Source organism: Oleiphilus sp. HI0066 (genome assembly GCF_001635725.1).
Genome location: NZ_LWFH01001457.1, coordinates 1 through 1,354, shown reverse-complemented (window position 1 = coordinate 1,354; position 1,354 = coordinate 1). Strand labels below are relative to the sequence as shown.

Genomic DNA, 1,354 nt, shown 5'->3' with positions numbered 1-1,354 from the left:
CAGCAAGCCCCAGCTTCGATCATTTGCTTAGCCATTAGGTAAGTCGCTTCTGCGTTACCGAAACCAGCATCGATGTCAGCTACGATTGGCACAACGTGCGTTTCGTGATTGTCGATCGCTTCGATGATTTTTGCTTCTTCAGCAGCATCACCAGCTTCACGTGCTTTATCAAGTGCACGGAAAAGACCACCAAGCTCACGCGCATCAGCTTGACGTAGGAAGGTGTAAAGCTCTTCTACAAGACCAGCTACTGCAGTTTTCTCGTGCATAGATTGGTCAGGAAGTGGACCGAAGTCTGAACGAAGTGCTGCAACCATCCAACCTGAAAGGTATAAGTAGCGACGCTCAGTTGAACCGAAGTGTTTCTTGATAGAGATAAGCTTTTGTTGACCAACGAAACCGTGCCAGCAGCCTAGAGACTGAGTGTACTTAGTTTTGTCTTTATCAAACTCAGCCATGTCACGACGCATGATGCCAGCTGTGTACTTAGCTACGTCCAGACCAGTTTTGAATTTGTTTTGAAGGCGCATACGAGCTGCTGATTCAGCACTTACACCTGGGAAAGAGTTAGCAACTTCTGCTGCTTGAACTTCTGCTTGATAACCTGACATTGGCTAATCCCTCTTTTTACGGATGACACCTTGCTCAGACAAAGCAAGGCCGTTTTTAGATTTCGGAGCGGATATTAAATCGAACCCCTACATAAATGAAATATATTGATGCAATAGCCGCTATACGCTGCATTGATAAAGCTATGAAATTTGATGCAACTTCGCGTGAAATTACGGATCAATGAGTCAAGTTTTGAAAGACTATTTCATAATATTCATTAGTGAATGAATATCGGTGGTGATAACCTGATCCCTTCACAATTTTCTCGCAAAAGACATTCAACTTGACCATCTGGTAAGGCGCATGATTCTTCACAACACCGCCCAAGTCAATACAAGAATTGACGCAGGAACAATACTCACAATTGATGACAATTTCACGACACTGACAGACCATTCTTTAATTATTGAGAATGGTGTAATTACACAGATTTCACCAACAGAATCAGTGCAACATATTATCGCATCCGAACATTATTGTTTGCCAAACCACGTCATTATTCCGGGCCTTATTAACGCGCATGGTCATGCATCAATGGCTTTACTTAGAGGTATTGCGAATGATTTACCGTTAAATATTTGGCTTCAAGAACATATATGGCCCGCTGAAGGCAAATGGGTCGATTCTGACTTCGTGTCATTCGGCGCGAAACTTGCGATGGCTGAAATGCTCAAGAGCGGAACGACAACGTTTAGCGACATGTATTTCTTCCCGGAGGTTGTCGCACAAATGGCGCAAACCG

1 protein-coding gene and 1 pseudogene are annotated in these 1,354 nt (G+C 43.8%); one reads left to right on the top strand and one right to left on the bottom strand.

Going from position 1 to position 1,354, the window contains the following annotated elements:
- Window positions 1-611 (bottom strand): annotated as a pseudogene (locus A3738_RS22675) (isocitrate lyase); the annotation flags it as partial.
- 304 nt (window positions 612-915) lie between these two features.
- On the opposite strand from A3738_RS22675, the gene A3738_RS22670 reads away from it, so the two are divergent.
- A partial coding sequence (locus A3738_RS22670) for an amidohydrolase family protein (RefSeq protein WP_156504424.1) occupies window positions 916-1,354 on the top strand: 439 nt, incomplete at its 3' end.